At 53.9% G+C, this 518-nt stretch carries 1 pseudogene; it reads left to right on the forward strand.

The features are described 5' to 3' along the window. Positions 1-518 (forward strand): annotated as a pseudogene (locus DEQ92_RS21855) (RNA-guided endonuclease TnpB family protein); the annotation flags it as partial.

Genomic DNA, 518 nt, shown 5'->3' on the forward strand with positions numbered 1-518 from the left:
AGACTTGAACGCACAATCTAGTCAGAAAGTCATCGAAGAACTTTCCTACGCTTTCCAGTCATGGTTCGACCTGCGACACAAGTTTGACGAGGCGAATCCGCCCGGCTACCGCAAACACGGCGACACTCGACCGCGTTCCACGGTCACGTTCAAAGAAGACGGATTCAAACACGACCCTGAGAACAACCGCGTTCGACTCAGCAAGGGGAAGAATCTCAAGGAGTACTGGTCGGACTTCCTGCTCTGCGAGTATCAGACTCGCCCGGACGTTGACCTCTCAGAGGTTGAGTCGGTACAGAACGTTCGCGCCGTCTGGAACGGCGACGAGTGGGAACTGCACTTCGTCTGCAAAGTCAGACTCGAAACCACCGATTCCGCAGGTGACGAAGTAGCAGGAATCGACCTCGGTATCAAGAACATCGCCACGGTCGCATTCCCCAATGAATATGTTCTCTACCCCGGCAACTCGCTCAGAGAAGACAAACACTACTTCAAACGTGCTGAATACGACACGGAGG

It is taken from the genome of Haloferax sp. Atlit-6N, from assembly GCF_003383195.1.
GTDB classification, from domain to species: Archaea; Halobacteriota; Halobacteria; order Halobacteriales; family Haloferacaceae; genus Haloferax; species Haloferax gibbonsii.